Raw genomic sequence first — 24,742 nt, forward strand, 5'->3', positions numbered from 1 at the left:
TGGGTAGGGTCTGGGGGTCGGTACGGGGCGGCGGTGGAAGGGGACCGGGATGACGGAGTCACCGGTGGGGAGTTTCGGTGCGGCGCCGGAGGCGGCGGAGGTGTCGCCGGAGGTCCGGGGGCTGCTGGTGCGGTTGCGGGACGGCGCGTTCGAGGCTCCGACGCCGGACGGCGCGATCCACCTGCTGGACCGGGTCGCCCGGGAGATGACCTCGCTGCTCGGCCGGTACGACCGGGAGACCCTGGTCGCGTGGCGCCAGCTCGGCCAGTTCCGCAACGAGTCGGGTGACGCGGCGGGCGCCGTCCACCTGCTCGGCCAGGTCTCGGTGGACATGAGCCAGGCCCTCGGAGCGTCGGACCGCGAGACCCTGCACGCGCAGGCGGACCTCGCGTTCGCGATCGGCAACGCCGGCAACGGGCACGACGCGGCGCTGCGGCTGCGCCACCTGGTGCCGGTGCTGCGCACCGAGTTCGGCGCGCAGCACCCGCTGGTGCTCACCGCGCAGGTGCAGCAGGCCGTGAACACCGGCCGGACGGGCGACGTGCTGACCGCGGTCGGGGAGTTGATGCAGCTCGTCCCGGTGATCGAGCAGGCGGTCGGCGACGAGGGCATCACGCTCGCGGAGGCGCGGGCGGAGCTGGGCCGGATGGTGCCGCAGTGGCGCCGGGTGGTGGGCGGCGGGCCGCTGCCGCCGGTGATGGCGGTGGCGATGGTGCACCGGTTGATCGTCTGGGACTTCGGTTCCGACAAGGAGGCGGACGCCTACCTGACGGAGCTGGAGCGGGCCACCGGACGCAAGGGCCTGGCCGCCCGGCTCGCGGCGGTGCCGGACGGCATGACCGCCCCGCACGCCACCGCGATGGTCCTGGGCTGACCCGCCGCCGGGCCTGACGTATCGTCACATTCCGTGCGGGATCCGCTCCAGGACGCCGTCGGTGAACACGTCGTACAGCGGCAGGGTCTCCAGGTGGACGTACCCGATGTGGCAGTCGCAGACCGGCAGCGGGCACGGCCGCGGCCGCAGCTCGGCGCGGTAGCTGCCGTCGTACAGGTTGCCGAGCGGCGGGCGGACGAAGTGGCAGCGGCGGACGGTGCCCTCGCCGTCGACGGAGACCACGGTGTCGCCGGTGCGGCAGGCCCGGCCGCCGCTGGGGTGCGGGTGGCGGCTGTAGTGGAAGAGCGGGTCGAGCTCCGTCCACCGGGCGGCCTCGGCGTCGGTGTAGTCGCGGCCGTCGGCGGCGTTGATCCACAGGTAGGTGCCGGCTGGCAGTTCGGCGCGCAGGCGGCGGGCGGGTTCGAGGTGGTCGGGTTCGCCGACGACGCCGACGCTGTACCGGATGCCGAGCGCGGTCAACTCCCCGCAGCGGTCCAGGAACCGCCGGGGGTCGACCTGGCCGGGGTGGTAGGTCACCCAGAGCGCGAGGGTGTCGGGGTCGGCGTCGGCGAGCCAGTCGGTGCGGCAGCTGAGGTTGGTCTGGATCGCCACCCGGCGTACGTGCGGGGCGTGGCTCAGGTCGACCATCGCCCGCCGGTACCAGGACCGGACGAGGCCCTCGCCCCAGGGCGTGAACAGCACCGACAGCCCGCCCTCGCGGTAGTCGGCGGCCCAGGCGGTGAAGCGTTCCAGGGCCGCCCGGTCGGCGCGCAGCTGCTCGGGGCTGTCCCGGCGCTTGGCGAACGGGCAGTACGGGCAGTCGTAGTCGCAGGACGCGAGCGGGCCGCGGTAGAGGACGGTGAGGTGGTTCATCGGGCCTCGTACGCCTCCATCCGGGCCGCCACCTCGGCGGAGAACAGGGCGGGGCCGATCGCGTCCGAGTGGGCCAGGCCCTCCGGGGTGAGTGCGGCGCCGTCGGCGGTCAGCCAGCCGCGCTCCTCGAAGGCGGCCAGTTCGGCGGGGAAGTCCTGCCGCGGACTGCTGCCGAAGCGCCGGCGGTACGCGGCGAGGTCGACGCCCTCGGCCTGGAGCAGGGACTGCAGCAGGTGGCGGCGGCGCGGCTCGTCGCCGCTCATCTCCCAGCCGTGCTCGGCACGGTCGAAGTCGGTGCCGGCCACGTAGGCGTCGATGATGCCGCGCACGGCGCTCGCGTCGACCGCGTAGTCGAAGGAGTAGTGCAGCTTCGAGGTGTAGGAGCGGGCGCCGCAGCCGAGGCCGACCATGCCGTCGGTCTGGCAGGCGTACTCGCCGGTGCTCGCGGTGGCCGCACCGCTCCGGCGGAACATCCGCATCGACACCTGCTCGTAGCCGGCCGCCAGCAGGTGGTCGCGGCCCGCGCGGTAGAGCGCGAGGCGCTGGGCGTCCCAGGCGGGGGAGGGGCCGGGGGAGCGCCGGCCGAGGCCGGTGAGCGGGCGGACGTAGAGCGGGTAGAGGTACAGCTCCTCCGGCTGCCAGCCGAGGGCGGCGTCCAGCGAGCGCAGCCAGCTCCGCTCGGTCTGGCCGTCGATCCCGTAGATCAGGTCGATGTTGAGCACCGGGAAGCCGGCCGCGCGGGCCCGGTCGAGCGCGGTCTCGACGGCGGCGCGCTTCTGCGGGCGGACGGCCGAGCGGGCCTCGGTGTCCAGGAAGGACTGCACGCCGATGCTCAGCCGGGTGGTGCCGCGCTCGGCGAGGACGGCGAGCCGGTCGGGCGTGCAGGTGTCCGGCGAGGCCTCGACGGAGAGCGGGACGGCGCGCAGGTCGACGCCCATCCTCTGCTCGGCGATGTCGCAGAGGCGGGTCAGTTCGGCGGCGGCCAGGTAGGTGGGGGTGCCGCCGCCGAACGCCGCGAGGGCGAAGCGGGCGCCGGTGTCGAGCGCGGCCCGGACGGCGGTCGCCTGCCGTTCCAGGGCGTCCAGGTACGCGGTGGTCAGGCCCTCCGGGCTGCCGATCCGGGTGAACAGGTTGCAGAAGCCGCAGCGCACCTCGCAGAACGGGACGTGCAGGTAGAGCGAGAGCGCGTGCTGCCGCTCGCCGGCCCACACCTCGCGCAGCGCGGGCCGGTCGGGGAGCGGCCGGTAGGCGGTCTTGTGCGGGTAGGCGTAGACGTAACTCTGGTACGGGGATTCGGCGGTGGTGGTCGTCATCCGGATGGTCCAGGGGAGAGGGGAAGGGTGAAGTGGGCGTACGGGACCGTCCAGACGACCTCGTGGCCGATCCGGTGCCCGGTGTAGCCGTCCTCGCCGTACGCGGTGCCGTGGTCGGAGCAGACGATCGCGAAGCACGGACGGCGGGCGCTCATCGCGGTGAACAGCCGGCCGATGTGCGCGTCCACGTACTCCAGCGCGGCGGCGTGGCTGGCCCGGGAATCGCCGTGCTCGCGGGTCGCGCCGGGCAGGTGGAACCAGTTCGGCTGGTGCAGCGCGGAGACGTTGAGGAACAGGAACAGCGGCTGCCCGGGCGGCTGTTCGGCGGCGACCCGCTCGGCGCACGCCACCTGCGACTCGAAGGAGGTGGGTGAGGGGACGCCCATCTCCGGCTCCCAGTGGGCCTCCTGGAACAGCCCGGGCAGCACCGAGCCGAGCGGGCCCCGGCGGTTGAAGAAGCCGACCCCGCCGATGCAGACCGTCCGGTACCCGGCGCCGGCCAGCGCGGACGGGAGGTCGGGGGTGTCGAACACCCAGGTCCTCGGCTCGGTGGTCTCCGAGCCGGCGAAGCGGGCGGCGAACAGGCGCGGGTGCGGGCCGTCCGGCGACGCGGGGGTGGGCAGGAAGCCGGCCAGGATCGCCTGGTGCGAGGCGTAGGTGAAGCTGCCGGGGGCGTGCCGCCGCTCCCACCGCCCGGCGGGCAGCCGGCGGGCGAGGTTGGGCAGCCGGCCGGCGGCGGCCAGCTCCTCGGCCACGTCGTACCGGAGGGTGTCGAGGGTGACCAGCAGCAGGTCGTGCGAGCCGACGACCTCGTTCATGTCGGGGAGGGAGGGGTCAGGCACGGGCGTCCTCACGTAGGTGCGCGATCCACGCGCCGTAGGTGTCGAGGCCGGCGGCCGGGCCGTCGGAGAGGCCCGGGAGGCCGGGGAGCAGGTCGCCGAAGGCGTTGACCTCGCCGACCAGCGTGCGGCGCCAGCGCGGGGCGGGGAGCAGGTCGACGCCGACCGCCGGGCTGCGCGGGAAGCAGGCGGCGGCCCGCTCGGCGGTCTCCAGCAGGGCCGGCCAGGCGGGGCCCGCGGCGGCCCGGGCGGCGGCGAGGTCGCCGCGGGCGCCGCCGAGGTGGAGGTTGGTCATCGGGTGCCGGCCGGTGCGGACGACGGCGTGGGTGGCCCGGCCGCCGACGACCACCACGCGCAGGTCGGCGGCGTGCCCGTGCTGCCCGGCCTTCGGCACCCACTGCTCGACGTGCAGGCGCTCGGGCGCGAGCCGGTCGACCAGCTCGGCGACCTCCCGCTCCGAGCGGTGGCGCCGCACTTGCAGGGAGTTGTGCAGCCCGTCCGCCGCCGACTCCACCGAGGTGGTCGCCTGGACCCGCCCGCCCGAGCCGAACTCCAGCGCCACCACGCCCGACGCGGACGACCCGTGCGCGGGCTTGAGGAAGACCCGGCGCATCCCGGCCGCCCGCAGGCGTTCCTTCAGCTCCTCCCACCCGGCGGGGGCGGCGCCGCCGAGCGCCCGCGGCACCGGCACCCCGGCGGCGGCCAGCCGGGCGTGCGCGGCGGGCTTGTCGAACATCGCCGCGATCTCCGCGGGGTCGCCGAGCAGCCGGACGCCGGGCCGCGCGGCGAGCCGGTGCAGGGCGCCGACAACACCGGCGTACCAGGCGGGCCCGCCCTCGACCCGGGTGGGGGCGTACCCGGCGCCGAGCACCGGCCCGCGCAGCAGCGCGTCGACGGCCGGCTCCTCGCCGGGGGAGTCGATCCGCAGCAGCGTGCCGGGCGCCGGGCCGGCCGACCCGCGAAGGACGTCGAGCCAGGGCAGGACGGCGGGTTCGGGCAGCCCGGCGGCCCGGGCGGCGGCGGCGAACAGGGTCACCCGCCGGTGGCCCGGGTTGCCCAGCACGGTGAGGCGCATCGCGGCCGGACCGCCTACTCGGCGACGGCGACGTAGCGCCACTTGTCGTCCGGCTTCTCCGCGCCGGAGAGGTCGAGGGCGACGCCGGGCAGCGCGTCGCGCAGGCGCTGCCGGGTCTGCTCGGTGAGGTAGTGGTGGTGCAGGTCGAGGGTGCTGAGGTGGGTGAGCGGCTGCCCGTCGAGCAGGGCCTCGGCGCCCTCGTCGGTGAGCGCGCCCATGGAGAGCGCCAGGCCGGTGAGCCGGGGGACCACGGGTGCCCGCGCCACCAGGGCGGCGATCTCGTCCTGCTGCTCGGCGTTCTGCAGGCCGAGGTGGCGCAGCGCTGGCAGGGCGTCGCCGCCGAGGAAGGGGGCGAGGTCGGCGGTGGTCCAGTCGCCGCCGTAGCTCGCGACGCCGAGCCAGAGCTCCAGCCGCTCCAGCGCGGGGAAGTCGCAGGCGCCGACCGCCCGGACGACGGCGCCGGGCAGGCCGCCGGACTCGAAGCGCAGGGCGCGCAGCCGCTCGTGCCGCAGCGGGCTGAGGGCGAGCCGGGTGGAGCCCTCGTAGTCCTCGCCGGCGCCGCGCACGACCAGCTCCTCCAGCTGCGGGTACGCCGTGAACAACGGCGTGATGTCGCACATCTGGAGCCAGGAGATCTCGCACTCCTCGAAGGTGATGTCGCCGAGGAAGAGCGCCCGCAGCGCGGGCAGCCGCCCGGCGGCGGCGACGATCGCGGCGAGCGCCCCGGTCAGCGGCTCGGGCTCCTCGGGCGCCCAGTTGCCGATCACCACGGCGGTGACCCGGGCGGTGTCGACGGTGTCGAGGAAGCGCTGCCAGGCCTCGGCGAAGGTCACCGGGGAGTCGTACTCCAGGCCGATCCGCCAGGCGACGGCCGCCGGGTCGGGCGGGGCGGCGCCCTCGGCCGCGGCGAGGAAGTCGTGGACCGGGAGTCCGTGGAACTCCTCGATGTGCTCGTTGATCGTCATGCGCTGCTCCTCGGTCGTGGTGCGGCCGAGGCCCTGTCTACCAGGCGGGCCGGACATCCCGGGGCGCGGGCGCCCCTGTCAACGGTGCGGCCGCCCGAGCCGGGGCCGTCCCGCCTCGGAGGAATTGATAGGAATTCCACGAAGTGAGACTACTGTTCCGCAAGGCGGAAACATTGATATACCTCGGAGCCAGCAGACGTGCGACGAACCAGGTGGTGATGGGCAATGAAGCTCCTCCGTGTGGGCCCCGCCGGCGAAGAGCGGCCGGCCGTACTGGACGCCGACGGCGCCGCGTACGACCTCTCCGGTCGGACCGCGGACATCGACGGCGCCTTCCTCGACCGCCTGGACGCGGCCGAGCTGGCCGCGGCCGTCGCGGCGGGCGAGCTGCCCCGCCTCGACCTCGACGGGCAGCGGATCGGCGCCCCGGTGGCCCGGCCCGGCAAGGTGGTCGGCATCGGCCTCAACTACCGGGACCACGCGGCCGAGGCGGGTGCGCAGATCCCGGCCGAGCCGGTGGTCTTCCTGAAGCCGAGCAACACCGTGGTCGGTCCGAACGACGAGGTCCTGGTGCCGCGCGGCGGCGAGAAGACCGACTACGAGGTCGAGCTGGCCGTGGTGATCGGCCGCCGGGCCCGCTACCTGGACGGGCACGCCGAGGCCGCGGCGGTGATCGCCGGGTACGCGGCGGTGAACGACGTGACCGAGCGGGCGTTCCAGTTCGAGCGCGGCGGCCAGTGGGACAAGGGCAAGTCCGCCGAGACCTTCACCCCGCTCGGCCCGTGGCTGGTGACCGCCGACGAGGTGGCCGACCCGCAGGCGCTGGACCTCAGGCTGTGGGTCAACGGCGAGCTGCGGCAGGACGGCACCACCGCGGAGATGATCTTCCCGGTGCTGGAGATCGTCCGCTACCTGAGCCAGTTCATGGTGCTGGAGCCCGGCGACGTCATCGTCACCGGCACCCCGGCGGGCGTCACCCTGGGTCGCCCGGGCACGCCGTTCCTCCGGCCGTCCGACGTGGTCGAGCTGGAGGTCACCGGCCTCGGCCGCCAGCGCCACACCCTCGGCAAGGCCTGACGGCCCGTTCAGCCCCAGACGGCCCGCAGCCGGGTGAGCAGCACCCCGGCCGGGCTGTCCTCGGTCTCCAGAGCGAGCAGCCGGTGCAGCACCTCGGCGGTCTGCGGATCGTGCACCGCGGTCGCCCCGGCCATCGCGGTGAACTGGTCGATCAGCCAGGCGCACAGCTCCTCGCGGGGGATCTGCCGGCCCTCGTCCAGCCAGCTGAGCGCGGACGCCTCCACCACCGAGATCCAGGCCCGGACCAGCAGCGTCAGCCGCGGCCCGGCCTCCCCCACGCCCAGGTAGCGCAGGGTGCGGCGGAGCGCCGCCCGCCGGACCTCGTCCACGATCGCGCCGGTCCGCGCGGTCTCCACCACCGACCCGCCGCGCAGCAGCGCGCCGTACCCGGCGTCGTGGTCGGCGACGAAGGAGAAGTACCGGCCGAGCACGTCGGCCAGCTGCTCGGTGGGGGTGCCGCCGCCGGTCACGTGGAAGCGGCTGACCAGCTCCTGGGCCGCGCTGCGCAGCGCGGCCTCGTACAGCTGCTGCTTGCCGCCGGCGAAGTAGCGGTAGACCAGCGGCCGGGAGGCGCCGGCCGCCTCGGCGACGTCGTCGAGCGTGACCTCCTCCGGCGGACGGGAGCCGAAGAGCTCCAGGGCGACCGCGATCAGCTGCTCGCGCCGCTGCTGCACCGGCAGCCGCCGGTAGCCGGCCCGGCGCGGACGCTCGGTGCCGGCCGGGTCGGCCGGGTCGAGGGCCTGCGGGTCTGTGGGGGTACTCGCTGCCATGGCGGCCAGCGTAACCGCCGCGCGGCGTTCCGGAACCGCCCGTGCGGAGGCAGCGCCGCGGGCCCCCGGCGGGTCGTCCCGCCGGGCTCGGACATACCGCCCCATGATGTGATCAATCCCCGGTGGCGGCGCCCGGGCTGCGGCGAAGGAGCGGCGAGGTGCGGGCGGTGCGGACGTGGATCAAGGCCTCGCCGGGCACCTACGTCTGGCTGCTGCTGCTCGCGGTCACCAGCTTCGTGCTGTCCCGGATCAACCCGGAGTCGCTGGACTGGTTCCTGGCCAAGCGCTCCACCAACATCGACCAGCTGACCACGCACCCGGTCCACGCGCTGCTGGCCAGCCTGATCTGGACCGAGCAGTCCAACTTCCTCTTCTACTTCGTGATCTTCCACGTCTTCCACGTCCCGGCCGAGCGCTGGCTCGGCACCGCCCGCTGGCTGGCCGTGGCGCTCTCCGCGCACGTGCTGGCCACCTACATCAGCGAGGGCGTGGTCGCCTGGGGCGTGCACAACGGCTCCCTCCCGGCCAACATGGCCAACACCGTGGACGTCGGCGTCTCGTACGCACTGGCCGGTGTGGAGGGCGTGCTGACGTACCGTTTCGCCGGCCGCTGGCGCTGGGTGTACGGCACCGTGCTGCTCGCCTTCTACCTGGCTCCGCTGATCACCGGTCACACCTTCACCGACCTCGGCCACTTCTGCGCGGCGCTGATCGGCCTGGCCTGCTACCCGCTGACCCGGGACCGCCCGGTGTGGGATCCGGCGGTGGCCGTCCGGAACTGGCAGCAGCGCCGCCGCTCCAGTGCGTGACCCTGGTCAAAGGGGCTTGAATTCGCCCGGGGCTGCGACAGGATGGCCGAATGGCTCATGAACTGATCACCTCAGAGAACGGCGGCCCCACCCCGCGCCGCATCGCCGACTCCTACGTCCAGGCCCTTGCCGATCTCGACCCGCTGACCGCGATCTACCTCGGTGTCAACCTCGACGACGACCGGCTCACCGACCTCTCCCCGGCCGGCTCCGACGCCCTCGCCGACCTCGGCCGGCGCACCCTCGCCGAGCTGGACGCCGCCGAGGCGGCCGGCGCCGCCGACAGCGAGGCCGAGCGCCGCTGCGCCCGCCTGCTGCGCGAGCGCCTGACCGCCGAACTCGCCGTGCACGACGCGGGCGAGAACTACGTCGCGGTCCGCAACCTCGGCTCCCCGGTGCACAACGTGCGCGAGGTCTTCACCATCATGCCGACCGCCACCGAGGACGACTGGGGTCTGATCGGCCGCCGGCTGGCCCGGGTGCCGCAGGCCATCGCGCAGTACCGCGAGACCCTCGCCGCCGGCATCGAGCGCGGCCTGCTCTCCGGCCCGCGCCAGGTCGCCACGGTGATCGACCAGATCGCCGAGTGGCTGGAGGGCGAGGTGCCCGGCGGCTGGTTCGGCACCTTCGTGCAGGACGCGCCCGAGGCGCTGCGCGCCGAGCTGGGCGCCACCGCGGTCGCCGCCACCGACGCGCTGTCCGAGCTGCGCGACTGGCTGGCCGAGGTGTACGCCCCCGCCGCCGCCGACACCCCCGACACCGTGGGCCGGGAGCGCTACGCGCGCTTCGTCCGCTACTGGACCGGCGCCGACCTGGACCTGGACGAGGCGTACCGCTGGGCCTGGGAGCAGTTCCACGACCTGGACGCCCAGATGCGCACCGAGGCGGAGAAGGTCCTCCCCGGCTCGACCCCGATGCAGGCGATGAAGTGGCTGGAGACCGACGGCCCCGCGATCAAGGGCGAGGAGGCCGTCCGCGAGTACCTGCAGGGCCTGATGGACGGTGCGATCAACGACCTCCAGGGCACCCACTTCGACCTGGCCGAGCCGCTGCTGAAGGTCGAGTCCAGGCTCGCCCCCGCGGGCAGCGCCGCCGCGCCGTACTACACCCAGCCCTCGCTGGACTTCTCCCGCCCCGGCCGCACCTGGCTGCCCACCCTCGGCCGCGAGTCCTTCCCGGTCTGGGACCTGGTCTCCACCTGGTACCACGAGGGCGTCCCCGGCCACCACCTGCAGCTGGCGCAGTGGACGTACGTCGCCAACAAGCTCTCCACCTACCAGGTCACCCTCGGCGGGGTGAGCGCCAACCTGGAGGGCTGGGCGCTCTACGCCGAGCGCCTGATGGACGAGCTGGGCTACCTCACCGACCCGGGCGCCCGGCTCGGCTACCTCAACGCCCAGATGATGCGCGCGCTGCGGGTGATCGTCGACATCGGCATGCACGCCGGCCTCGACTTCCCGGCGGACTCGCCGTACCGCGCGGGCGAACCGATGCTGCCGGACGCGGCCCGCGAGTTCTTCGGCCTCTACTGCGGACTGTCGTCAGACTTCCTCGACAGCGAGCTGGTGCGCTACCTGGGCCTGCCCGGCCAGGCGATCGGCTACAAGCTGGGCGAGCGCGCCTGGCTGCAGGGCCGGGCCGCGGCGAAGGCGGCGGCCGAGGCGCGCGGCGAGGAGTTCGATCTCAAGGCGTGGCACATGGCGGCGCTCTCCCAGGGCTCGCTCGGTCTGGACGACCTGGTCGCGGAGCTGGCCGCCCTCTGACCTGGGCGTTCCCGTCCCGGGGGACCAGGTCTCGCGACCCGGGCCCCCCGGGACTTTCGTCCCAAATCGTGACATTTTGCCGCAGATCGCCTTGTGCCTCTCCACCGGGAGCGTTCTCCTGGAAAGAGCGTTGCGCGCGTCCAGCCCGTTCGCTGCCCGCGCCAGCCCGTTCCCCGACGGAAGGCGGCCCACGGTGACCCCCCAGCACGCCCCCGACGACACCGCGGTGGATCCCCGCCGCTGGTGGGCACTGGCGGTCATCGCCATCGCCCAGCTGATGATCGTCCTCGACGCGACGATCGTGAACATCGCCCTGCCGTCCGCGCAGAAGGACCTCGGCATCTCCGACGCCAACCGGCAGTGGGTGATCACCGCCTACCTGCTGGCCTTCGGCGGACTGCTGCTGCTCGGCGGACGGCTCGGCGACCTCTACGGCCGCAAGCGGACCTTCATCATCGGCCTGCTCGGCTTCGCCTTCGCCTCCGCGCTCGGCGGCATGGCCACCGGCGGCGGCATGCTGTTCGCCGCCCGCGCCCTGCAGGGCGCCTTCGGCGCACTGCTCGCCCCCTCCGCCCTGTCGCTGCTCTCCACCACCTTCAGCGACCCGCGCGAACGCGCCACCGCCTTCGGCATCTTCGGCGCGCTGGCCGGCGGCGGCGCCGCGATCGGCCTGATCACCGGCGGCCTGCTCACCGAGTACCTGAACTGGCGCTGGTGCCTGTACGTCAACGTCCCGATCGCGCTGGGCGCCGCCTTCGGCGCGTTCTACCTGCTCAAGCGCGACCACATCGCCAAGGGCCACCGCACCCCGCTCGACCTGCCGGGCGCCTTCCTCGGCTGCGGCGGCCTGCTCGCCATCGTGTACGGCACCGCCGAGGCGGTCACCCGCGGCTGGGGCGACTGGCTGGTGCTGGGCTCGCTCTGCCTCGGCGTCCTGCTGCTGGTGGTCTTCGTCGTGGTCGAGCGGCGCAGCCCGCACGCCCTGCTGCCGATCCACCTGATCGCCGACCGCAACCGCGGCGGCGGCGCGCTCTCGGTCGGCCTGGCGATCATCGGCATGTACGGCCTGTTCCTCTTCCTCACCTTCTACCTGCAAGGCGTGAAGGGGTACTCGCCGGTGATGGCCGGCGTCTCCTTCCTGCCGATGACCGCCGCCATCATCCTGTCCGCCACCGGCATCGCCTCCCGGCTGATGACCCGGGTGCCCTCCCGCAACCTGGTCGTGCCCGGGCTGCTGCTGGCCGCCGCCGGCATGGCCTGGCTCACCCAGCTGAAGGTCGACAGCTCCTACGCCGCCACGGTGCTGCCCGCCGAGCTCCTGCTCGGCGCCGGCATGGGCCTGGTCTTCATGCCGACCATGAGCCTGTCCACCCTCGGCGTCGCGCCGAGCGAGACCGGCGCCGCCTCGGCGATCATCAACAGCGCCCAGCAGGTCGGCGGCTCGATCGGCACCGCCCTGCTCAACACCATCGCCGCCAGCGCCACCGCCACCTGGCTCGCCACCCGCAACGCGGCCGATCCGGCGGTGCAGGCCGAGGGCGCGGTGCACGGCTACGTGCTGGCCACCTGGGTCGCACTCGGCATCCTGCTGCTCGCGTCCGTGATCGCCTTCGTGATGATCGACCACCGGCCGGCGCCCGGCGAGGCCGAGGGGAAGGACGCCGAGGCCACCGCGCGCGCCGTGGTCTGAGCGTGCACAAATCTCACGTGTCTCCCAGGAAGATCACACTATTTCCTGGCGGTCGTCCCATAGTTTGAGTGTCCACGTCGAATCGACGTGGACACCGAGCTGCCACGGGGCAGGAACGAGGCATGCGAATGGGACGGCACAGCAGGAGGCGGGGGCTGCGGGCGCTCCGGCCGGTCGCCCTGACCTCCGTGCTCGCCGTCGGCCTGGTCGGCATCACCGCCGCCGCCACCGAACTCGTCACCCACGCCAGGGCGGAGGCCACCGCCCGCCCGAACACCGGACTTCCGGTCGCCGCACTCCCGGTGCCCTCGCCGTCCACCACCCCGTCCACCGCCCCGTCGGCGACCGCGAGCGCCACCGGCGAGACGGACGACCGGCCCGTCCTCTCCGGCGGCACCGGCGCCCCGCCCGGGACCGGGCATCTCGCCACCGTGCCCTCGTACTCGCCGCCGCCCGAGCTCGGAAAGACCGCGGAGGCCGCCGCCGGCCCCGAGGCCGACCGGGTGGGCGCCCTGTTCGACGGCAGCACCGGGCCCGGCCACCACTTCTGCTCCGCCAGCGTGCTGGACAGCCCCGGCCGCGACCTGATCCTCACCGCCGCGCACTGCGTCTCCTCCACCGACGGCCTGCGCTTCGTCCCCGGCTACCGGGACGGCCAAGCCCCGTACGGCAGTTGGAAGGTCACCGCGATCTACACCAGTGACGGCTGGCAGGACGGCGAGGATCCCGACGAGGACTTCGCGATCCTCCGGGTCGACCCCAACGGCGGCCGCGAGATCGAGGACGCGGTCGGCGGCAACCCGCTCGGCCTGGACGCCGGACGGACCGCCCGGGTGCGGCTGTACGGCTACCCGGCGACTGCCGAGCGGCCCCTCGTCTGCACCAACGCCACCACCCAGCAGGCCGCCTTCCAGCGCGCCATCGCCTGCCCCGGCTTCCCCGGCGGCACCAGCGGCGGCCCGTGGATCGAGGCCGCCTCCGGACGGGTGATCGGCGTGATCGGCGGCTACCAGCAGGGCGGCGACACCGACGACGTCTCGTACAGCGCCTACTTCGACCACACCGTCGGCGACCTGTACGCGCGGGCCACCTCGGCCTGAGACCGCCGACCCCGCCGCGGGCCGCGCCGGATCCGCGCTCCCGCTTCCCGCTGCTCCGGCGGACGGGCGCAGGCTCCTTCCCCGCGTTCCGCAGCGCCGTCCCCGCCGCCCGTGGCCGGTCCCGCCTGCGGCGCTCCGTCGTCCGGGTGGACGGGCGCAGGTTCCTTCCCCGCGTTCCGCAGCGCCGTTCCCGTCGCCTTCGGCGTTCCGCCGTCCGGGTGGACGGGGCGCAGGCTCCTGCGTCACGCGACGCCACTCCCACCGGCCGCCAGGTCCTCCGTCCGTGGCCGGATCCGCCTTCCGGCGTTCCGCTGCCCGGGCGGGCGGGCGCAGAATGAACCGGTCGCTTCTCGTCGGGGGGTCGGAGGGCCGGTGTTTCGCCGCTGGTGGTTCGTCACATGGCTGTCCGAGCGGGCACCGGCGCAGCCGGGCGGCGGCGGCCGACCGCACTGCGGCGCGGACCGGGAACCGCGGCGTGCGGGCCGCGGGCAGCGGGAACTCGTCCTGCGCGAGTGGGAGGTGCTGCGCGAACGGCTCGCACGGATCGCCGCCGACCGGGTGACCGCCGCCGGTGAACTCTTCCGGGCCGCCGAACTCACCCTCGCCGCCGACGAATCCGCCGCCCACCGCGCCTATCGCCAGGCCCTGGAGGCGTACGAGGCAGCCGGCCGGCTGCTCGACCAGTCCGCCGCCGACCCGCACACCGACCTGCCCGACCTGGCCGCCGCCGTGGTCCTCGCCGAACAGGCCGTGGAACACCTCGCCGCCGCGCACGCCCTGCACGCCGGCGTCCGCCCCGAACCCGCCGCCGTCCGCTGCTTCTACAACCCCCTGCACGGCCCCGCGAGCCCCGCCGAACCGGCCCGCGGCACCGGGAAGCGCCGCCAACGCCCCACCCGCACCGCCCGCGAGGCCGCCGCCGACCGGCGCCCCGCCTGCCCGGCCTGCCGCCGCGCGATCATCGCCGGGCAGACCCCGGACGTGCTGCCCGCGCTGCTCCCCGCCAGGGCCACCGACCGTCGCACCGGCCCGCTGCTGGTCCCGTACTTCACCGTCCCGCAGCAGTGGTCCCCGTGGTCCGCCACCGCCTGCGGCGCGTACGACCCCGACACCCCGTCCCTGGTCCTCCGCGGAGCCCACCGCCGCCACCCGCCGCACTGAGCCGCACCGCGGCGGAGCACGACAAAGGCCCAGATCGTGCGGATCAAGTCCGCTGATCTGGGCCTCAGTTGGCGCTTCGTGCGAAGTGCCCCCGGTAGGATTCGAACCTACGCACCCGCCTCCGGAGGGCGGTGCTCTATCCCCTGAGCTACGGGGGCCTGCCTGGTGTCGCGTTGTTGCTCGGTGCGACGTGGAGAACACTACCAGGCCGGTCGGGTGGTCCGTGCACGGGTTTCCGCGGGCGGGTCGGTGGTGTCGGCCGGGCGGGCGGGGTGGTGGGGGCGAAGTGGGGAAAGGCCGGACGGGGCGGTGGGTGCGCGGCTACCCTCGGTGATGTGCAGGGAACCTCCGGGCGGGTCCTCGTGGTGGACGACAGCGAGGTGATCCGCCAGCTGATCAGGGTCAACCTGGAGCTCGAGGGCTTCGAGGTGGTGACCGCCGCCGACGGTGCGGAGTGCCTGGAGGTGGTCCGCCGGGTCGCGCCGGACGTGGTGACGCTCGACGTGGTGATGCCGCGGCTGGACGGGCTGCGAACGGCGGCCCGGTTGCGCGCGGCGCCGGACACGCACCGGCTGCCGATCGCGATCGTGAGCGCCTGCACCCAGGCGGATCTGCACCGCGGCGAGTCGGTGGGCGTCGACGGGTACCTGGCGAAGCCCTTCGACCCGGCGGACCTGGTGGCGCTGGTGCAGCGCTTGATGACCTTGGGTGACGCCGACCCGGGCACCGAGGGCCGCGGCTTCGCGTACGGCTTCGGCGGGCAGTAGCGGGGAGCGGCCAGGATTCTGCTCTGAGCGAACGCGTCGGGGCCTCGGACGATGTTCACCCTGATACGGGGCGTCTCAACGGGTAAACCGGGTGGCGGCCCGCCACCCCCTCTCGCCTACGCTTGGCGTCGTGACACCCGCAGAACTCTCCCAGGCAGTCCAGGCCGCAGTGAGCGCCGCCGTCGAGGCGGGCGACCTGACCGTCGCCGTGCCCGAGCACGTGACGGTCGAGCGGCCCAAGAACAGGGACCACGGCGACTACGCCACCAACGTGGCCCTCCAGCTCGCGAAGCCGGCCGGTGTGCCGCCGCGAGCCGTGGCGGAACTGCTGGCGTCCCGCCTGCGAGAGATCACCGGCGTCGCGAAGGTCGACATCGCCGGTCCGGGCTTCATGAACATCACGCTGGACGCGGCGACCGCCGGCGAGCTGGCCCGCACCATCGTCCACGCGGGCGAGGCGTACGGCCGCAACGAGGCACTCAAGGGCCTGAAGATCAACCTGGAGTTCGTCTCGGCGAACCCGACCGGTCCGATCCACATCGGCGGCGTCCGCTGGGCCGCGGTCGGCGACTCGCTGGGCCGGATCCTGAAGGCGACCGGCGCCGAGGTCTCCACCGAGTACTACCTGAACGACGCCGGTGTGCAGATCACCAAGTTCGCCGCCTCGCTGCAGGCCGCCGCGAACGGGCGCGAGGTGCCGGAGGGCGGCTACGTCGGCGAGTACATCGTCGACATCGCCAAGCAGATCACCGGTGGTGCGCCGGGCGTGCTCGACCTGCCCGAGGACGAGCAGCTCAAGGTCTTCCGGGCCGAGGGCCTGAAGCTGATGGTCGCCGAGATCAAGCGGTCGATGGACGAGTTCGGGGTCCACTTCGACACCTACTTCTCCGAGCAGACGCTGCACGACTCCGGTGCCGTCGAGCAGGCGATCGAGCGGCTGCGCGAGCAGGGCCACGTCTTCGACCAGGACGGCGCGATCTGGCTGCGCACCACCGACTTCGGTGACGACAAGGACCGCGTCCTGATCAAGGCGGACGGCGAGACGACCTACTTCGCCGCCGACGCCGCGTACTACCTGAGCAAGCGCGACCGGGGCGCCGAGGTCTCGGTCTACATGCTCGGTGCCGACCACCACGGCTACGTCAACCGCCTCAAGGCCATCGCCGCCTGCGCGGGTGACGACAAGGACCGCAACATCGAGGTGATGATCGGCCAGTTCGTGAAGATGGTCCGCGACGGCCAGGAGGTCCGGCTCTCGAAGCGTGCGGGCAACATCATCACGATCGACGACGTGGTCGACTGGATCGGCGTGGACGCCGCCCGCTACACGCTGGCCCGGTCCTCCACGGACTCGACGATCACGCTGGACATCAACGTCCTGACGAGCCAGACCAACGAGAACCGCGTCTTCTACGTGCAGTACGCGCACGCCCGGATGTCCTCGCTGGCCCGCAAGGCGGCCGAGCTGGGCATCACGCGCTCGGACGAGTTCAAACCGGAGCTGCTCGCCACCGAGTGGGAGGCCGACCTGCTCGGCCAGCTCGGCGAGTTCCCGCGCGTCATCGCCGCCGCCGGCGAGCTGCGCGAGCCGCACCGGGTCGCGCGGTACCTGGAGGACCTGGCCGGTGCCTACCACCGGTTCTGGGACAACTGCATCGTCCTGCCGAAGGGCGACGACGAGGTCACGGACCTGACGCACGCCCGGCTCTGGCTGGTCGACGCGACGCGGACCGTGCTCGCCAACGGCCTCACGCTGCTGGGTGTTTCGGCACCCGAGCGGATGTAAGCACTACCCCCCCCATGCGCACAGCGGGGGCGGCTGACCGGTCGACGGAGACCGGTCGCCGCCCCTCGCCATAGGTCGAGGAAGTCTGAGACATGAGCCGATCCGCCCACCCCGCAGGCCCCCGGCACGGCGACGTGCTCCCCGAGGGCCACTACCAGGCACCGCCGAGCGATCTGAACGCGCTGGACCCCAAGGTGTGGTCGCAGACCGTGGCCCGCGACGCCGAGGGCGTGGTGACCGTCGGCGGCGTGGACGTGAAGTCGCTGGCGGCCGAGTTCGGCACCCCGGCGTACGTGATGGACGAGGCGGACTTCCGCGCCCGGGCCCGGGCCTGGCGGGACGCCTTCGGCGGCGACGCGGACGTGTACTACGCGGGCAAGGCGTTCCTGTCGAAGGCGGTCGTGCGCTGGCTGCACGAGGAGGGCCTGAACGTCGACGTGTGCAGCTCGGGCGAGCTGAACGTGGCGCTGGCGGCGGGGATGCCGGCCGAGCGGATCGCGCTGCACGGCAACAACAAGTCGGTGCGCGAGCTGGAGCAGGCCGTGAAGGCCGGGGTCGGGCACATCGTGGTCGACTCCTACCAGGAGATCGAGCGGCTGGCGGCGATCGCCGGGGCGCAGGGCGTGCGGCAGCCGGTGCTGATCCGGATCACGGTCGGCGTGGAGGCGCACACCCACGAGTTCATCGCGACCGCGCACGAGGACCAGAAGTTCGGCCTGTCGCTGAACGGCGGCGCCGCGGCGGAGGCGGTCCGCCGGGTGCTGGCGCACCCGGAGAGCCTGGAGCTGCGCGGCATCCACTCGCACATCGGCTCGCAGATCTTCGACTTCGCCGGGTTCGAGGTGGCCGCCCGCCGGGTGGTCGGCCTGCTGGCGGAGATCCGGGACGAGCACGGCGTCGAGCTGCCGGAGATCGACCTGGGCGGCGGTCTGGGCATCGCGTACACCAGCGAGGACGACCCGCGCAGCCCGGCGGAGATCGCGGCCTCGCTGGCGGAGATCGTCCGCCGGGAGTGCGCGGCGGCCGAGCTGACCGCGCCGCGCCTGAGCGTGGAGCCGGGCCGGGCGATCGTCGGCCCGACCGCGTTCACGCTGTACGAGGTGGGCACCGTCAAGCCGCTGGAGGCCTTGCGGACGTACGTCAGCGTGGACGGCGGCATGTCCGACAACATCCGCACCGCGCTGTACGACGCCGAGTACTCGGTGGCCCTGGTGTCGCGGACCAGTGACGCGGCGCCGATGCTGGTCCGCGTGGTCGGCAAGCACTGCGAGTCGGGCGACATCGTGGTCCGGGACGCCTTCCTGCCGGCCGACCTGGCGCCCGGCGACCTGATCGCCGTCCCGGCGACCGGCGCGTACTGCCGCTCGATGGCGAGCAACTACAACCACGCGCTGCGCCCCCCCGTGCTGGCGGTGCGCGAGGGCGCGGCCCGGGAGATCGTCCGTCGGGAGACGGAGGAGGATCTCCTGCGGCTGGATATCGGCTGACGAAATTCTTGTCTCAGAACGTGGACCGGCCGTAGATCCCACGGGAAAGTCCCGGAGACTGGTAGGACCGAATAGCGTGCGGGTCCGGTGGAGGACCCGGCGGAGACCGAAGAATGCAGAGCGGAGTCGGATGATGCGTACGCGCCCGCTGAAGGTGGCGTTGCTGGGTTGTGGTGTGGTGGGCTCCGAGGTGGCGCGCATCATGACGACGACGTCCGACGACCTCGCCGCGCGCGTCGGCGCCCCGGTCGAGCTCGCCGGGATCGCGGTCCGCCGGGCCGGTCGCCCGCGTCCGGGGGTGCCGGAGCACCTGCTCACCACCGATGCCGAGGCGCTGGTCGCCCGGGACGACATCGACGTGGTGGTCGAGGTGGTGGGCGGCATCGAGCCGTCCAAACACCTCATCCTCAAGGCCTTCGAGAACGGCGCCTCGGTGGTCTCGGCCAACAAGGCGCTGCTTGCCCAGGACGGCGCGGAGCTGCACGCCGCGGCCGAGCGGGCCGGGGTCGACCTGTACTACGAGGCCGCGGTGGCCGGCGCGATCCCGCTGATCCGCCCGCTGCGCGAGTCGCTGGCCGGCGACAAGGTCAACCGGGTGCTGGGCATCGTCAACGGCACCACCAACTTCATCCTCGACAAGATGGACACCTCCGGCGCCGGGTACTCCGAGGCGCTGGAGGAGGCCACCGCGCTGGGCTACGCCGAGGCCGACCCGACCGCCGACGTGGAGGGCTTCGACGCCGCCGCGAAGGCCGCGATCCTGGCCGGCATCGCCTTCCACACCCGGGTGACCGCCGCCGAGGTGTACCGCGAGGGCATCACCGAGGTGACCGCCGCGGACATCGCCTCCGCGAAGGCGATGGGCTGCGTGGTGAAGCTGCTGGCGATCTGCGAGCGGTCGGCCGACGGCGAGTCGGTCACCGCCCGGGTGCACCCGGCGATGATCCCGCTCAGCCACCCGCTGGCCTCGGTCCGCGAGGCGTACAACGCGGTGTTCGTCGAGGCCGAGGCGGCCGGCCGGCTGATGTTCTACGGACCGGGCGCGGGCGGCTCGCCGACCGCCTCGGCGGTGCTGGGCGACCTGGTGGCGGTCTGTCGCAACAAGCTCAACGGCGCCACCGGCCCGGCGGACTCGGTCTACACGCAGCTTCCGGCCAGGACCATGGATGAGGTGGTCACCCGCTACCACGTCAGCCTCGACGTGGACGACCGTGCGGGTGTGCTGGCCCAGGTCGCGTCGGTCTTCGCGGAGCACGGCGTCTCCATCGACACCGTGCGCCAGCAGGGCCGCGACGGCGACGCCTCGCTCGTCGTGGTCACCCACCGGGCCACCGACGCCGCCCTGTCGGCGACGGTCGACAAGCTGCGCGCGCTGGACAGCGTGCGTGACGTGGCCAGCATCATGCGGGTCGAAGGGGAGTAGGAACCTACGATGAACGCAGTCATCGCCAGAGGAGCGCACACCCACCAGTGGCGCGGCCTGATCGAGGAGTACCGGGACCGCCTGCCGGTCACCGACTCCACCCCCGTGGTCACCCTCCTGGAGGGCGGCACGCCGCTCGTACCCGCCCAGGTGCTCTCCGAGCGCACCGGCTGCGAGGTCTACCTCAAGGTCGAGGGCGCCAACCCGACCGGCTCCTTCAAGGACCGCGGGATGACCATGGCCATCTCCAAGGCCAAGGAGGACGGCGCCCAGGCCGTCATCTGCGCCTCCACCGGCAACACCTCGGCGTCCGCGGCCGCGTACGCGGTGCGCGCCCGGATGGTCTCCGCGGTGCTGGTGCCGCAGGGCAAGATCGCCCTCGGCAAGATGGGCCAGGCGCTGGTGCACGGCGCGAAGATCCTCCAGGTGGACGGCAACTTCGACGACTGCCTCACGCTGGCCCGCGAACTGTCCGAGAAGTACCCGGTCGCGCTGGTCAACTCGGTGAACCCGGTGCGCATCGAGGGCCAGAAGACCGCCGCCTTCGAGATCGTCGACATGCTCGGCGACGCCCCCGACATCCACGTGCTGCCGGTCGGCAACGCGGGCAACATCACCGCCTACTGGAAGGGCTACCGCGAGTACGCGGAGGACGGCCTGGCCACCCGCAAGCCCCGGATGTGGGGCTTCCAGGCGTCCGGCTCGGCCCCGATCGTGGACGGCGCCCCGGTGCTGAAGCCGCAGACCATCGCGACCGCGATCCGGATCGGCAACCCGGCCTCCTGGGACTTCGCGCTGGCCGCGCGGGACGATTCCGGCGGCCTGATCGACAAGGTGACCGACCGTCAGATCCTCGCGGCGTACCGCCTGTTGGCCGCGCAGGAGGGCGTCTTCGTGGAGCCCGCCTCGGCCGCCTCGGTGGCCGGCCTGCTGGCCAAGGCGGAGGCCGGCCTGGTCGACCCGGGCCAGCGGATCGTCTGCACCGTCACCGGCAACGGCCTGAAGGACCCGGACTGGGCGGTGGCCGGTGCGCCGCAGCCGCAGGTCGTCCCGGTCGACCCGGAGGCCGCCGCCCGGCGCCTCGGCCTGCTGGACTGACGTCGTCTCACCAGGTGGGCCGGTCCCCTTTCGGGGGCCGGCCCATTCCGGATCCATATCGCGTCGATTCCGGTGCGGTTTTCTGCGCACTTTCCGGCCAGAAGCGGCAACACGGCCGATCAAAGAGGAGCGGGGTGTACCGCTCTTGAACCTCTCTTCGATACTCTGGTCGGGCGGGCCGCGCCCGTTCCGCTGCGCGCGCACTCCGTCCCGCCGTCGTCACGCGTCGGCGCCGTAACACGTCGGCCCCGTTGTCCGGGCCACCCTCACTCCCAGGAGAGTTCACCGCATGGCCGGTCCCGCGTTCCGCGCCGCCGCCGTCCGGGTCCGGGTTCCCGCGACCAGCGCCAACCTCGGTCCGGGATTCGACGCCTTCGGGCTCGCCCTGGGTCTGTACGACGACGTGGTCGTCCGGGTCGCCGACTCCGGCCTGACCGTGGACATCGCCGGCGAGGGCGCCGACGACCTGGCCCGTGACGAGCGCCACCTGGTGGTCCGCTCGATGCGCGCCGCCTTCGACCGCCTCGGCGGCCAGCCGCGCGGCCTCGAAGTGGTCTGCGCCAACCGCATACCGCACGGCCGCGGCCTCGGCTCCTCCTCCGCCGCGATCTGCGCCGGCATCGTCGCCGCCCGCGCGGTCACCATCGGCGGCGCCTCCGCGCTGGACGACGACGCGCTGCTCGCCCTCGCCTCCGAGATCGAGGGCCACCCCGACAACGTCGCCGCCTGTCTGCGCGGCAACTTCACCGTCGCCTGGACCGACGAGGAGAGCGCGAGGACCATCACGCTCGACCCGTCCGACCGGGTCGTGCCGGTCGTCTTCATCCCGTCCACCGAGGTGCTCACCGAGACCGCCCGGGGCCTGCTGCCGAAGACCGTCCCGCTGGCCGACGCCGCGCTCAACGCCGGCCGCGCCGCGCTGATGGTCGAGGCCCTCACCCGCCGCCCGGAGCTGCTGCTCACGGCCACCGAGGACCGGCTGCACCAGGACTACCGCGCCTCCGCCATGCCCGACAGCGCCGCGCTGGTCGCCGCGCTGCGCACCGAGGGCGTCCCGGCCGTCATCTCCGGCGCCGGTCCGACCGTGCTCGCGCTCACCGACGAGGCGCACGCCGACAAGGTGCTGGACTTCGCCGGTCCGCAGTTCGCGGCGCACCGGCTGGAGCTCGACCGCACCGGCGCGACCGTGCTCCCGCTCGACATGTGAGACGGACACGATTGACAACGCAAGGGCTGGGGAATGTGTCAGGGGGTCGGTAGTGTTAACCTCATTGCTGCACCAGATGCCCTCCGGGGCGCGGTGCGACGCGTCCCGATCCCGATCTCCCGTCCACTCGGCGGGGGCCGGAAGCACGGGACCACGATTCTCCGGGAGTCCGCCACACCGCGTACGCAGCCTGCCTGCGCGACTGCGGCCCATCCCGAAGCCGTGACGGCACCAGACTCCCCCCGGCGGCAGCCTCCGCAGTGAGGCACGGCCGGGCAGGGGCCCGGGGTTCCCGCCACGCGACGGGGGCCCGGGTATCAAGGCGCAGCGGGGTCGGCACGAGTACCGACCGTCCGCGCCACTTCGCACCACAGTGCACCGCACTCGCAGCTCCTCCGGAAGATCAACTCTTTCGGGGGAATCCCGCCTCGGACCAGCGCGCAGAGACGTTGGTCAGGACAGCACAACCGGTCGCCGAGCCAGACAGGCCGACGTCCGCTCCAGGGAAGGACCCTTAGTGAGCGACACCACCGATCTGATGGGCGCGCGCCCGGACGCCGACGCGTCGGACGCAGCCGCCGCCCCCGCGGCTCCGGCGCGGCGCCGCCGCAGCGCCGCCGCGGGCCTGGACGGCCTGGTCCTGGCCGAGCTGCAGAAGCTCGCCTCGACACTCGGAATCAGCGGTACCGGACGCATGCGCAAGAGCCAGCTGATCGAGGCCATCAAGGAGAAGAGCGGCGGGGACCCGCTGCTCGCCGGCAACGCCGCGCCCGCGGCGCCGGCCACCAAGCGCGCCGCCAAGGCCGCCGCCCCGGCTCCGGAGGAGGCGGCCCCGGCCGCCGAGGCCGCCGACACCAAGCCGGCCCGCCGCACCCGTGCCGCCGCCGCGACCGAGCCGCAGCCGCAGGCGCAGATCGAGATCCCGGTGCAGGCCGCCGCGGAGACCGCCGCCGCCGTGCCGGCCCGGGCCGAGCGCACCCGCCGCCGGGCCACCGCCGCGGCCGGCGCCCCGACCGCCGACGCCGCCGAGCCGACCGCCGCCGTGGTGGCCGAGGCCAAGGCGGAGACCCGCCAGGCCGAGCGCGCCACGGACGGCGAGGGCCGTACCGAGCGCCGTGACCGCCGCGACCGCCGGGACCGCCGCGAGGGCGGCCCGGAGCAGCGCGCCGAGGGCGGCGAGGGCCAGGACGGCGACGCCCGCGAGTCCCGCCGGGACCGCCGCAACCGCCGTGAGCGCGACCGCGCCGACCGCCAGGGCGGTCAGGGCGGCCAGCAGCAGGGCGGCCAGCAGGACGGCGGCCAGGTCCGCCAGGGCCAGGGCGCCCAGCAGCAGGGCGGTGCCCAGCAGCAGGGCGGCTACGACGACGACGAGTTCGGTGACGGCCGCCGCGGCCGCCGCGGCCGCTACCGCGACCGCCGGGGCCGTCGTCGCGAGGGCTTCGAGGGCGCCGGTGCGCCCGAGGTGCAGCTGGCCGACGACGACGTCCTGATCCCGGTCGCCGGCATCCTGGACATCCTCGACAACTACGCCTTCGTCCGGACCTCCGGCTACCTGCCGGGCCAGAACGACGTCTACGTCTCGCTGGCCCAGGTCCGCAAGCACGGCCTGCGCAAGGGTGACGCGATCACCGGTGCGGTCCGCCAGCCGAAGGACGGCGAGCGCCGCGAGAAGTTCAACGCGATGGTGCGCCTGGACTCGGTGAACGGCATGGACCCGGACAGCGGCCGCGGCCGTCCCGAGTTCGGCAAGCTCACCCCGCTGTACCCGCAGGAGCGCCTGCGCCTGGAGACCGACCCGGGCGTGCTGACCACCCGGATCATCGACCTGGTGTCGCCGATCGGCAAGGGCCAGCGCGGTCTGATCGTGGCCCCGCCGAAGACCGGCAAGACCATGATCATGCAGTCGATCGCCAACGCGATCACGCACAACAACCCCGAGTGCCACCTGATGGTCGTCCTGGTCGACGAGCGTCCGGAAGAGGTCACCGACATGCAGCGCTCGGTCAAGGGCGAGGTCATCTCCTCGACCTTCGACCGCCCGGCGGAGGACCACACCACCGTCGCGGAGCTGGCCATCGAGCGCGCCAAGCGCCTGGTGGAGCTGGGCCACGACGTGGTGATCCTGCTGGACTCGATCACCCGCCTGGGCCGCGCCTACAACCTGGCGGCGCCGGCCTCCGGCCGCATCCTGTCCGGTGGTGTCGACTCGACCGCGCTCTACCCGCCGAAGAAGTTTTTCGGTGCGGCGCGCAACATCGAGAACGGCGGCTCGCTGACCATCCTGGCCACCGCGCTGGTCGACACCGGCTCGCGGATGGACGAGGTGATCTTCGAGGAGTTCAAGGGCACCGGCAACATGGAGCTCAAGCTCGACCGGAAGCTCTCGGACAAGCGCATCTTCCCGTCGGTCGACGTGGACGCCTCCGGCACCCGCAAGGAGGAGATCCTGCTCGGCAGCGAGGAGCTGGCGATCACCTGGAAGCTCCGCCGCGTCCTGCACGCGCTGGACTCGCAGCAGGCGATCGAGCTGCTGCTGGACAAGATGAAGCAGACCAAGTCGAACGCCGAGTTCCTGATGCAGATCGCCAAGAACACCCCCGGCGGCAACGACTGACGCCGATTCGGCCCCTCCGGAGCCCCGGACCGCACCTCGCGGTCCGGGGCT

The 24,742-nt window shown here is 73.5% G+C and carries 20 protein-coding genes and 1 tRNA gene; 14 read left to right on the forward strand and 7 right to left on the reverse strand.

Annotated features, from left to right (window positions below; all coding sequences use genetic code 11):
- Positions 1–49: 49 nt before the first annotated feature.
- Complete coding sequence (locus tag ABEB06_RS24015; RefSeq protein ID WP_345698957.1) at positions 50–874, forward strand: hypothetical protein; 825 nt, start codon at positions 50–52, stop codon at positions 872–874.
- 24 nt (positions 875–898) lie between these two features.
- Here ABEB06_RS24015 and ABEB06_RS24020 read toward each other — a convergent pair whose 3' ends face one another.
- The 5 genes from ABEB06_RS24020 to ABEB06_RS24040 are packed head-to-tail and all read right to left on the reverse strand — an operon-like array spanning position 899 to position 5,939.
- On the reverse strand, positions 899–1,747 hold the full coding sequence (locus tag ABEB06_RS24020; RefSeq protein WP_345698958.1) for an STM4011 family radical SAM protein: 849 nt from the start codon (positions 1,745–1,747) through the stop codon (positions 899–901).
- A complete protein-coding gene (locus ABEB06_RS24025) occupies positions 1,744–3,060 on the reverse strand; it encodes an STM4012 family radical SAM protein (protein ID WP_345698959.1) in 1,317 nt (438 codons plus the stop codon). The genes ABEB06_RS24020 and ABEB06_RS24025 overlap by 4 nt, the downstream gene beginning before the upstream one ends.
- Positions 3,057–3,878 (reverse strand): STM4013/SEN3800 family hydrolase, encoded by an 822-nt coding sequence (locus ABEB06_RS24030; protein WP_345701964.1) that lies wholly within the window; start codon positions 3,876–3,878, stop codon positions 3,057–3,059. Before ABEB06_RS24030 ends, ABEB06_RS24025 begins: the two co-directional genes overlap by 4 nt.
- Positions 3,879–3,894: 16 nt before the next feature.
- Entirely contained in the window at positions 3,895–4,974 is a 1,080-nt protein-coding gene (locus ABEB06_RS24035; protein ID WP_345698960.1) for an STM4014 family protein, read from the reverse strand.
- A 14-nt stretch (positions 4,975–4,988) separates the two neighbouring features.
- Entirely contained in the window at positions 4,989–5,939 is a 951-nt protein-coding gene (locus ABEB06_RS24040; protein ID WP_345698961.1) for an STM4015 family protein, read from the reverse strand.
- 225 nt (positions 5,940–6,164) lie between these two features.
- Between ABEB06_RS24040 and ABEB06_RS24045 the strand changes: the two genes are divergently transcribed.
- Positions 6,165–7,016, forward strand: coding sequence for a fumarylacetoacetate hydrolase family protein (locus ABEB06_RS24045; protein ID WP_345698962.1), 852 nt, complete (start codon positions 6,165–6,167; stop codon positions 7,014–7,016).
- An 8-nt stretch (positions 7,017–7,024) separates the two neighbouring features.
- Here ABEB06_RS24045 and ABEB06_RS24050 read toward each other — a convergent pair whose 3' ends face one another.
- Complete coding sequence (locus tag ABEB06_RS24050; RefSeq protein ID WP_345698963.1) at positions 7,025–7,786, reverse strand: TetR/AcrR family transcriptional regulator; 762 nt, start codon at positions 7,784–7,786, stop codon at positions 7,025–7,027.
- Between the two features lie 167 nt (positions 7,787–7,953).
- Between ABEB06_RS24050 and ABEB06_RS24055 the strand changes: the two genes are divergently transcribed.
- The 5 genes from ABEB06_RS24055 (at position 7,954) to ABEB06_RS24075 (ending at position 14,309) form a co-directional block, all read left to right on the forward strand.
- Positions 7,954–8,595 (forward strand): rhomboid-like protein, encoded by a 642-nt coding sequence (locus ABEB06_RS24055; RefSeq protein WP_345698964.1) that lies wholly within the window; start codon positions 7,954–7,956, stop codon positions 8,593–8,595.
- A gap of 50 nt (positions 8,596–8,645) precedes the next feature.
- The gene (locus ABEB06_RS24060; RefSeq protein WP_345698965.1) at positions 8,646–10,358 is read left to right on the forward strand and encodes a DUF885 domain-containing protein; all 1,713 of its coding nucleotides are present in this window, start codon (positions 8,646–8,648) and stop codon (positions 10,356–10,358) included.
- A gap of 193 nt (positions 10,359–10,551) precedes the next feature.
- A complete protein-coding gene (locus ABEB06_RS24065; RefSeq protein ID WP_345698966.1) occupies positions 10,552–12,048 on the forward strand; it encodes an MFS transporter in 1,497 nt (498 codons plus the stop codon).
- Between the two features lie 122 nt (positions 12,049–12,170).
- Positions 12,171–13,148 carry a trypsin-like serine peptidase gene (locus ABEB06_RS24070; protein WP_345698967.1) on the forward strand — a complete coding sequence of 326 codons (978 nt, stop codon included), beginning with the start codon at positions 12,171–12,173 and terminating at the stop codon, positions 13,146–13,148.
- A 372-nt stretch (positions 13,149–13,520) separates the two neighbouring features.
- Positions 13,521–14,309, forward strand: coding sequence for a hypothetical protein (locus ABEB06_RS24075; protein ID WP_345698968.1), 789 nt, complete (start codon positions 13,521–13,523; stop codon positions 14,307–14,309).
- 86 nt (positions 14,310–14,395) lie between these two features.
- Here ABEB06_RS24075 and ABEB06_RS24080 read toward each other — a convergent pair.
- Positions 14,396–14,467, reverse strand: a tRNA-Arg gene (locus ABEB06_RS24080).
- Positions 14,468–14,644: 177 nt separating this feature from the next.
- Between ABEB06_RS24080 and ABEB06_RS24085 the strand changes: the two genes are divergently transcribed.
- The 7 genes from ABEB06_RS24085 to rho all read left to right on the forward strand — a co-directional run bounded on the left by ABEB06_RS24085 (position 14,645) and on the right by rho (position 24,691).
- The gene (locus ABEB06_RS24085) at positions 14,645–15,076 is read left to right on the forward strand and encodes a response regulator (RefSeq protein ID WP_345698969.1); all 432 of its coding nucleotides are present in this window, start codon (positions 14,645–14,647) and stop codon (positions 15,074–15,076) included.
- A 130-nt stretch (positions 15,077–15,206) separates the two neighbouring features.
- Positions 15,207–16,862: an arginine--tRNA ligase gene (argS, locus tag ABEB06_RS24090; RefSeq protein WP_345698970.1), complete on the forward strand. Its 1,656-nt coding sequence runs from the start codon at positions 15,207–15,209 to the stop codon at positions 16,860–16,862.
- A gap of 92 nt (positions 16,863–16,954) precedes the next feature.
- Entirely contained in the window at positions 16,955–18,349 is a 1,395-nt protein-coding gene (gene lysA, locus ABEB06_RS24095; RefSeq protein WP_345698971.1) for a diaminopimelate decarboxylase, read from the forward strand.
- 130 nt (positions 18,350–18,479) lie between these two features.
- Positions 18,480–19,772: a homoserine dehydrogenase gene (locus ABEB06_RS24100; RefSeq protein ID WP_345698972.1), complete on the forward strand. Its 1,293-nt coding sequence runs from the start codon at positions 18,480–18,482 to the stop codon at positions 19,770–19,772.
- Positions 19,773–19,781: 9 nt separating this feature from the next.
- Positions 19,782–20,870: a threonine synthase gene (gene thrC / locus ABEB06_RS24105; RefSeq protein WP_345698973.1), complete on the forward strand. Its 1,089-nt coding sequence runs from the start codon at positions 19,782–19,784 to the stop codon at positions 20,868–20,870.
- A 289-nt stretch (positions 20,871–21,159) separates the two neighbouring features.
- The gene (gene thrB / locus ABEB06_RS24110; RefSeq protein ID WP_345698974.1) at positions 21,160–22,077 is read left to right on the forward strand and encodes a homoserine kinase; all 918 of its coding nucleotides are present in this window, start codon (positions 21,160–21,162) and stop codon (positions 22,075–22,077) included.
- 517 nt (positions 22,078–22,594) lie between these two features.
- Positions 22,595–24,691, forward strand: a complete 2,097-nt coding sequence (rho, locus tag ABEB06_RS24115) for a transcription termination factor Rho (protein WP_345698975.1) — start codon at positions 22,595–22,597, stop codon at positions 24,689–24,691.
- The last annotated feature ends 51 nt before the right edge of the window (positions 24,692–24,742 follow it).

Source organism: Kitasatospora terrestris, assembly GCF_039542905.1.
In the GTDB taxonomy this organism is placed as follows: domain Bacteria; phylum Actinomycetota; class Actinomycetes; order Streptomycetales; family Streptomycetaceae; genus Kitasatospora; species Kitasatospora terrestris.